Origin of the sequence: uncultured Psychroserpens sp. (assembly GCF_947503375.1) — a bacterium.
GTDB lineage: Bacteria > Bacteroidota > Bacteroidia > Flavobacteriales > Flavobacteriaceae > Psychroserpens.
Map to the genome: position 1 here is coordinate 124,280 of NZ_CANNDQ010000008.1, position 8,129 is coordinate 132,408.

Here is an 8,129-nt window from a genome sequence, read left to right on the forward strand (position 1 = left end):
TATCGGAATTTCTGTCGCTTCTGAACTATGGGCTTCTCTTTATTTGCTATCTTAGTGATAACGCAACAAACCATACACAAATACGTTGTAACACATTTGACCAAACCAAAAAACATTGAGCAAACTAATAGAGCTTTTAGATAGAATTACTGAATTTGGTGAGAAACCAAATGTTAAAGTAGAAAACAAAGAACTAATAATCTGCAAATTGCTGACAGACTTATATTCTGAATATCTTAGTTTGGAAAATACAGAACTAGATAACAAAAATTATGACGATGATACGAGAAATTTTAATTCAGCTTTCATTTTACAAAACGTAAAAGAAAACTTCCCAAAGTTTGGCTGGTATCATTCAGTTTGGGATTCTCATAAAATAATTCAAGATGCGGAGGTAAATACTGGAGACGCAATTGACGATTTACTGGATATTATAAAAGATATGATGGAAGTGAAATGGATTATTGAAAACCAAAGTCTTGCAAACGGTTTGTGGCAATTTAATTTTTCAATGAAGCATCATTCAGAACAGCATTTAGTCAATTTTTTAAAATATGCAAAGGACTTAAAAGGATAATAATGGAATACGAAGATCTAGATATTGAAGATTTTGATGCTATTGTAACTGGTGAATTGACTCACTCTGCATTGTGGATGGAAACTCTACTAAATAATCTCATAGCAGAATTTTTTGAAGTTCCTCAAACTAGAATAAATGATTTCAAAAGGTTAATGTTATTAAGAGATGGTTTGAACTTCCAAGACAAAATTGAAATTACGCGTGGATTAATCCCTTTAATTAATAATGAGACTTACATAAAAGAGTTAAAGGAAGTTTTAAAAGAAGTAGAGAGCTTTAAAAGTTGGCGAAATGCTATGGCTCATGGAATTGATGTTACAGATGATGAAGATTTGGTTGATGGACTAAAAATAGTAATTCAAATAATTACGAGATCTGGTAAGCACAAAGAACTTTCAATTACACCAACTAGTCATCGTCAAAAGTACAAAGAGTCACAAGAGATTATTGAGAAATTAGAAAACATTATTGAGAAAATTCTAAAATCTGAATAAAACGTGTTACAACAACGTGTATAGTTCATGGCTCTGCAATGAACATCTATAAAATCCTTAAATAAAATCACTATATTTAAACAACGGAAAAATTGTGCCAACAGCGCACGTTTTTCCTCGGAAATCCAGCCGCACACGTGCGCTGCATTTCCGCAACAAACCATACACGAACTCGTTGCCCACAATATTGAAAAACTATGGCGGAAATAATTAACGCTGAAAACCAAACTGAAAAACAGGTTGAATATGCTACTTTTTGGAGCAGAGCTGGAGCTTATATTCTCGATGGAATTATAGTCGGAGCATTTACTCTCATCATAAACGCAATCAATATCGCGAATTTCAAAAGCTTTCTGATTTATTTGCTAATAGCAATCGTTACAATTTTTTATAAGCCTTTCATGGAAAGTAAATATGAAGCGACTTTCGGAAAAATGATTTTTAAACTTAAAGTTACTGACCAAAATTATAATCAAATTGATTTCAAACAATCTTTGATTCGGAGCATCATTCTGATTTTTCCAACAATATTTTTCGTTCCAATTTATTATTTAGCGTTTAACAATCCAAATCTTGCGGAATACTCTCAAATTTTTGAATTTGCTCAAGGTTTAGCAGTTGAATATCCAATACAAAGTTGGATAAGTAATTTTAGTTTTCTAATTATCGTTATTGACATAATAGTATTGCTAACTGACCAAACAAAAACTCAAAGGTCATTACACGACAGATTTGGAAAAACTTATGTATTATTTGACTGTAAATAGCACGAATAAATACTGTGGGCAACAACGTGTATAATTCATTGCTACGCAAGTGTATAAGTGGAAGAGTTGAACTCATTTTTTGTATATTTAGTTCATTGGAAAATTTACAAGGCACAGCCTTGCTCCTTTTCCTCCAACGGAATTTTCGCCAGTCACAGACTGGCTCATCCTCGCTCAAAATGAGCTTCGGCTGAATTCCGCAACAAACCATACACGAATACGTTGCCACACATATAAAAAAATCTGTTTTTAAATTGAAAAATGCGATAATTTTAATAATTCTACTTCTAATTTCATTCAACGGATTTACTCAAAATCCAACTGAAAAGGAATTTGTAGTCCTGACTTTTGAATCGAAAAGTAACAAAGGTCAACACAAAAACACTATTTATACTTACTATTGGATTGCGGAATTAGAAAAATATGAAAAAGTAGATGAATATAAAGAACCTAAAATTTATTCTCTTTTTCTAAACGAATTTTATGGAAGTGAACAATTGGAATCTTGCTGTTTGGGTAAAGTTTCATATCCATTCACAATGACAACGGGAACGGAATTTAAATTCGCAGAAAATTATAGCGAATATTTGACTGACTTAAGAAAATTAGTAAAAGATAACAGAAAGCAAATACAGATAATAAATAAAAAATGGAAAAATAATTATAAAGAAAAAGTAACTGTTTATGCCACGACTGTAAAAGGAAAACTTTGTGTTTGCGAATATGGTGGAAAAGTAATTCTTAAAGCAGGAGATTTAATTAGTTTTCCAAAAGGTGAATTTAAGATAATTGATAATTATTGGAATGATAATAAGAACATTTTATTGTTTAAAGACTTTTCAACTTTCGAATACGAAAACACCCTCTGAAAAAAATACATGTGGCAACAACGTGTATAGTTCATTGCTAAACAATGAACTGCATTAAAATTTCTAAATAATATTTATATCTTTAGACAACGGAAAATTTGCGAGAAAGCCTCGCTCCTGCTAGCGCTGTTTTTGCCTACCTCCTTAAGTCGGCTGACTCGGCAAAAGCTAAAACTGTCGCAAGGCTCAAACCGCAACTAACCATACACAAATACGTTGTAGCACATTTGAGAAATGCGTCAAGTAAAAGAAATAATATCGGACATTGAGTCATATAAAAGTGATGACGGAAATTGGTTGCGATTAGACGAATTAGTGACTGAATTGTGGGAAAGCGGAAAGCCAGAAATCGGAATTGATGTTCTTTTTGGAGTCTTTGAAAAAAATCCGACTGATGATGGCGCTGGAGTTTTTTGGACAATATTGCACGGACTTGAAACATTGGAATACGAACAGAAACTGTATGACTCTTTGATGGACAAACCATCCCATATGACAATTACAATGTTGAAGCGAATTGAAAATACGGATTCTGACACTATCGCAGGAAAATCTATTTCTGAATTGAAAAGTTTTGTAAAGAACAATCCAAAAATTGAATCGGAATTAATTGATGAAATATAAAAACGTGCTACAACAATGTATAACCGCAATTACGGCGGATTCGACTACGTCCGAATCCACTCGGAATTGCTAACGTCTTTGCCAAACCGAAAATTAACGCATATTAACCCGTAACTGACGGTTATACGAGACCGTTACAAGTCATTACTGCTTTCTTACTCAAACTCACTTTGTCTGTTTACTCATCCTCGCTTTATGTTAGCTTGTTTGAGGCTTTATCTGCTTACTCTAATAGCATTACGTGAGCTTCTTATGGCTAAATGTGATTGCTCCTTCTCGCCTATTCCTAGCGCTCTTATGGTGTAACGTAATACTACCTTAACGCAGCAACATCATGTAACATCGTGTATAATCAATGCTAACTTACAACTTCATTTAAATTGTATATCTTTAAGCAACTGATTTGCTACGATGGAAAATCCTGCGGATTCTCAATCGCACAAATCATACACGAACACGTTAGCTACAATTTTGAAGATGAATAAAGATAAAATCAAAAGAGATATAGATAAGTTAATTGAAAAAGGGAATTTAGCTACTAAAAATAATTTTACTAGTGGTTACGAATATTATTCTGAATTAGGCTTTTTTTCTGGATTTAAATCATCTTCACTATCCTATGTTAGAAGGTTATTAGGCGAAAATGACACTTACTACATAAATCTACTAGAAACTCTAAATAGTAATAAACTAGGAAATGCTGAAGGTGCAATTTCAATTCTTCAGTCAATTAAGGAAGCAATTGATGAAGACTGGCTTTTTAATATGAAAGACATAATATCTGCAGAAATTTTTTCTGATTTTATGGAAATGGCAAAATACTTGCTCGATGAAAAATATAAAGATGCATCTGCAGTTATGATTGGAAGTGTACTTGAGGAACATCTTCGTCAATTAGCAACAAAAAATAATATTGAATTAACTTTCTTGGATAAAAAAGAAAATCCAAAGCCTAAAAAGGCTGATTTACTTAATTCTGAAATTACTAAAAGTGGAGCTTATTCACCTCTTGATCAAAAACAGGTCACAGCCTGGCTTGGAATTAGAAACAAGGCAGCACATGGTGAATACGATTTTTATGATCAAAGACAAATAGAAATTATGTATCAAGGTGTTTTAGATTTCATGATCAGAACAAGAATATAAACTGTAGCTAACAACGTGTATAATTAATTGCTAAGTTGGTTAAGACAAGGAAAGTCTCCTACAAATTACTATCTTGTCTATCGGAAAAATTAGAGCCTAACAGCTCGCGTCTTTCCTCGGAGCTTCAGCCGCACACGCGAGCTGCAATTCCGCAACTAACCATACACAAACACGTTAGCTACAATTTGAGAAACAACAAACTTTTGATATTAGATTTAGATGGAGTTCTAATAACGAATCCATCTTGGAAAGCCGACCGAATTCACTCGGATGGATATTCTGAATTTAATGAATCTTGTGTTGAAAATCTTAACAGACTTCTCACTCTTGCAGAATTTGATATTTGGTTGAGCTCAACTCGTCGAACTGTGAAAACTATGAATGAATTTAATCTGATTTTTAAAAATCGTGGAATAAAAAAAGATATCGTTGGATTTTTACCAGAATACGCTGATTGTAGAAATCGAAAAGAGGAAATTCAAAAATTTATAACGGAATTTAAAGCGTCTGACTTTCTGATTATTGATGACGACAAATCATTAAATGGATTGAAAAGTAAAATAAAAGAAAGTTTGATTTTAACTGAATTAACAAAAGGATTTAATTCAGAGAAATTGAAAGAAGCAATTGATAAAACAAACAGTAGCTAACAACGTGTATAGTTCATTGCTCGGAAATTCCTATCGGAATTTCTGTCGCTTCTGAACAATGGGTTTCTCATTATTTGCTAACTTAGTGCAAACGCAACGAAGCCATACACGAACACGTTGTACGCAAGCTGAACTAAAGCATCTCACCTCTTGCAGGATAACCCGACTGGACTATATAATCTACAGCTTTTACAAATGAGGCTAAATATGGTCTTCCCCAAGGATTACTATTGGTTGCAGAATAATAAACCTTGTTATTATTGTCAACCAAAAAAAGACCTGGTTCACTAAACATATTAGGTTCACCATCCTTTACACCTGCACTTAAGTATAATCCCCATTCCCTTGCCGACTTTTCGGATAATTCATAACCCAAGGCAAGACTCGGTAATTCCCACTTTTGTCGAGAAAGTCTAGCTCTTTTTTCAGTGTCCATACTTACAGCAACTACATTTACACCTCTTTCTTTGAATTGTGGCAATAGTTCTTGTAACTGTTGTAGATACTTTTTACATAATGGACAATGTAAGCCTCTATAGAATACTACCAATGTAAAGTTCTCTGGCTTTTGTTCATCTAATTTCCATTGGTTTCCATTTAATAATGGGAACGATAAATCTGGTGCTGAATGTTTTGGTGTTGGTCTATTCATAATTTTTTTACATTAAAATATTTTTCTGTTCTTTTATTGGTGACGGAATTGTGCTTGGGTCATCCATTATCATCTGTCGGATATCTATTTCTATAGCTCTAGAAATACTTGTTATTGGTGTATCATTGGCAATACCCTCAAAAGGGTTTTCAGACACCTCTCCTATTCGTTCCATTGTAAAAAATATCCAAGAAATAATGACGCTAAAGGGAATTGCCAACCAAACAAATTGTGTACCTATAAATTCGATTACAAGATTGTTTGAACCATATTGCTCAATGATGCCTCGTCCTATTTCATCAAAAACAGGCATTACTCCAAATGGAAGTAAAAGAATAAAAATCCAAACAAAGAATAAGTTGAGCGTGGCAAATTGTCTTGGATAGGGAAAGTTTTTAATTCGCTCAACTTTTCCTTGTAGTGTAAACATCTCGACTAGTAAAGATTCCATTTCTAAATGGGCGAATTCCCAAATAAGATTTTTCTCTTTTAACTCTCGCAAATTAGTTGATTGCAAATTCAAACATGCTCCTTGCTTATTTTGCTGTTTTAGTACATGCTGTATTTCATTATCTGACAGATAACCTTCTAATTCTTCTTTAAGTGTAAACTTCCTTTCGCTTATTTCAACATCCTTCATATATTCTTTATCAGATGAATTGATAGTAGACATTTCCCATGATTTCGGTTTTCTTAAAGCGTGACGAAGCGAAGTCATCCAAGCTATATGCCTCATAATTATGGTTTTTCTAATTTTGAATAGTTCTATATCAGATAGCCCATTTTCTTTAATCTGATTTACAATAAAATCATTGACCATCATAGCAAAAGAGCGAGATGTGTTCACAATTCCACCCCAAACTTTTCTTGCTTCCCATAATCTGTCGTATGAAGCATTATTTTTAAAACTAACTATAAATGCTAAAGCACTACCTACTAAAGCAATGGGCAACCATGGTAAGTTTAAAAACTTCCAATCTAAAACAGCATAAAGGATGGTTGGGACAGTTGCTATAATCAAAAATTTATAGATGTATCTGCGTGTCCACAGAACCATCACCTTGATAGAATAATTTCTCTTTGTATACATGGACTAGAAGTGCTTTTTTAAATGCTCTTCAAAGCGTTTAAAATCATTTTCAATTTCAGGATTCTTCATTACATCATAAGCCATGAAAGTCGGCATAGCCTCAAATCCAAACCATTTAAAGTTTAAGTGCATTGGCTTTAAGAGGTCATCCTCACTCATACCATCAAAAAATGATTCATTTGGATTATTAAATGCCTCTTTAGGTGCATTAGCAGTAACAGACATCATATATCTCCCATTTAACTTACCACCTAATCCGTAGTTCTTTTTTGGTTGCTCTCTTCTTCTACCATCTCCGTCAGACATTTCTCCCATCATTCCCATAGAAAACACTTCATCAATGTATTTCTTGAAAGACCAGCTTACTCCCATCCAGTTTAAAGGTGTTTGAAAAAAGACAACGTCAGCCCATTTGAATTTTTCGATTTCCTGATTGACTTGATAATTATCTTCCATTGTTGTTTTTCGGACTCCATACCCTTTTTTTAGAAAGTACTTTTCTGCCTTTTCAGTTAAACTAGCATTTAACCTACCTTCTGAAAATGGATACTTTTGATGACCATTTATAATAAATACGTTCTTCATTCTAAATTTTTAATTACATTTGTTTCACAAAGAAACTAATTATAGTTTGTTATAGAAACTATTAGAACCAAATTGCGAGTAATTTGTGGTAACCAAAAAGTAACTAATGGCAAGAAAATATATTGACAATCCTAATGCTTGTTCACTAGTTCACACAATGAACATTATTGGGAACAAATGGAAACCGATTATTTTATATTTATTATCTAACGGTTCAATGCGGTTTGGAATGTTAAATGCACTTATACCAACAATTTCAAAAAAAGTGCTGACCAATCAACTGAAAGAACTTGAAAGTGACGGATTGCTCTTAAGAGAATCTTTTGCGGAAATTCCGCCAAGGGTTGAGTACTCTTTGACTGACAAATCTATTGGACTAATGCCTGTTCTTAAGAATTTGAGTGAATGGGCAAACAATGCATATCCAGAAATAGAATTTGAAGAATGTAGAATTATCGAAAAAGAAAAGCCAGCGTACAACAACGTATATAAAAAATAGCGGTTTAATCGCTTAATAGAAGCAAAATGAATAAATTAGAGGTCATTGTAAAACTGAAAAATTAGTGAGTAGAATCCGCTACTTTTCATATACAATACCGATGGAATACATTCGCCAAAGGCGAACTTTAATATGCGCAGCTTCGCTGTCATTGCATCTTAAAGTAAATGTAT

General features: G+C 33.2%; 11 protein-coding genes. 8 read left to right on the forward strand and 3 right to left on the reverse strand.

From position 1 onward, the window contains the following. The first annotated feature begins 115 nt into the window (after positions 1 to 115). The 7 genes from Q0876_RS13985 to Q0876_RS14015 all read left to right on the forward strand — a co-directional run bounded on the left by Q0876_RS13985 (position 116) and on the right by Q0876_RS14015 (position 5,130). A complete protein-coding gene (locus Q0876_RS13985; RefSeq protein WP_299228924.1) occupies positions 116 to 577 on the forward strand; it encodes a DUF5063 domain-containing protein in 462 nt (153 codons plus the stop codon). Between the two features lie 2 nt (positions 578 to 579). Next, on the forward strand, positions 580 to 1,074 hold the full coding sequence (locus tag Q0876_RS13990) for a hypothetical protein (RefSeq protein ID WP_299228927.1): 495 nt from the start codon (positions 580 to 582) through the stop codon (positions 1,072 to 1,074). 197 nt (positions 1,075 to 1,271) lie between these two features. Continuing rightward, a complete protein-coding gene (locus tag Q0876_RS13995) occupies positions 1,272 to 1,841 on the forward strand; it encodes an RDD family protein (RefSeq protein WP_299228930.1) in 570 nt (189 codons plus the stop codon). A 254-nt stretch (positions 1,842 to 2,095) separates the two neighbouring features. After that, positions 2,096 to 2,710, forward strand: a complete 615-nt coding sequence (locus Q0876_RS14000) for a hypothetical protein (protein WP_299228933.1) — start codon at positions 2,096 to 2,098, stop codon at positions 2,708 to 2,710. Positions 2,711 to 2,944: 234 nt separating this feature from the next. Further along, positions 2,945 to 3,334 carry a hypothetical protein gene (locus Q0876_RS14005; protein ID WP_299228936.1) on the forward strand — a complete coding sequence of 130 codons (390 nt, stop codon included), beginning with the start codon at positions 2,945 to 2,947 and terminating at the stop codon, positions 3,332 to 3,334. Between the two features lie 477 nt (positions 3,335 to 3,811). Further along, entirely contained in the window at positions 3,812 to 4,480 is a 669-nt protein-coding gene (locus tag Q0876_RS14010; protein ID WP_299228939.1) for a hypothetical protein, read from the forward strand. A gap of 203 nt (positions 4,481 to 4,683) precedes the next feature. After that, entirely contained in the window at positions 4,684 to 5,130 is a 447-nt protein-coding gene (locus tag Q0876_RS14015) for an HAD domain-containing protein (protein WP_299228942.1), read from the forward strand. A gap of 133 nt (positions 5,131 to 5,263) precedes the next feature. On the opposite strand, the gene Q0876_RS14020 is transcribed toward Q0876_RS14015, so the two are convergent. The 3 genes from Q0876_RS14020 to Q0876_RS14030 all read right to left on the reverse strand — a co-directional run bounded on the left by Q0876_RS14020 (position 5,264) and on the right by Q0876_RS14030 (position 7,457). Then, positions 5,264 to 5,782, reverse strand: coding sequence for a peroxiredoxin-like family protein (locus tag Q0876_RS14020; protein WP_299228945.1), 519 nt, complete (start codon positions 5,780 to 5,782; stop codon positions 5,264 to 5,266). 7 nt (positions 5,783 to 5,789) lie between these two features. Next, entirely contained in the window at positions 5,790 to 6,803 is a 1,014-nt protein-coding gene (locus Q0876_RS14025) for a bestrophin family protein (RefSeq protein WP_299228948.1), read from the reverse strand. Between the two features lie 72 nt (positions 6,804 to 6,875). Beyond that, positions 6,876 to 7,457: an NAD(P)H-dependent oxidoreductase gene (locus Q0876_RS14030; RefSeq protein WP_299228951.1), complete on the reverse strand. Its 582-nt coding sequence runs from the start codon at positions 7,455 to 7,457 to the stop codon at positions 6,876 to 6,878. Positions 7,458 to 7,563: 106 nt separating this feature from the next. Between Q0876_RS14030 and Q0876_RS14035 the strand changes: the two genes are divergently transcribed. Continuing rightward, positions 7,564 to 7,956 (forward strand): helix-turn-helix domain-containing protein, encoded by a 393-nt coding sequence (locus tag Q0876_RS14035; protein ID WP_299228954.1) that lies wholly within the window; start codon positions 7,564 to 7,566, stop codon positions 7,954 to 7,956. The last annotated feature ends 173 nt before the right edge of the window (positions 7,957 to 8,129 follow it).

Excerpts from the sequence above, each read along its gene's own strand:
- Q0876_RS13990 (WP_299228927.1), top strand. The coding sequence starts at position 580 with ATGGAATACGAAGATCTAGATATTGAAGATTTTGATGCTATTGTAACT.
- Q0876_RS13995 (WP_299228930.1), top strand. The coding sequence starts at position 1,272 with ATGGCGGAAATAATTAACGCTGAAAACCAAACTGAAAAACAGGTTGAA.
- Q0876_RS14005 (WP_299228936.1), top strand. The coding sequence starts at position 2,945 with ATGCGTCAAGTAAAAGAAATAATATCGGACATTGAGTCATATAAAAGT.
- Q0876_RS14010 (WP_299228939.1), top strand. The coding sequence starts at position 3,812 with ATGAATAAAGATAAAATCAAAAGAGATATAGATAAGTTAATTGAAAAA.
- Q0876_RS14020 (WP_299228945.1), bottom strand. The coding sequence starts at position 5,782 with ATGAATAGACCAACACCAAAACATTCAGCACCAGATTTATCGTTCCCA.
- Q0876_RS14030 (WP_299228951.1), bottom strand. The coding sequence starts at position 7,457 with ATGAAGAACGTATTTATTATAAATGGTCATCAAAAGTATCCATTTTCA.
- Q0876_RS14035 (WP_299228954.1), top strand. The coding sequence starts at position 7,564 with ATGGCAAGAAAATATATTGACAATCCTAATGCTTGTTCACTAGTTCAC.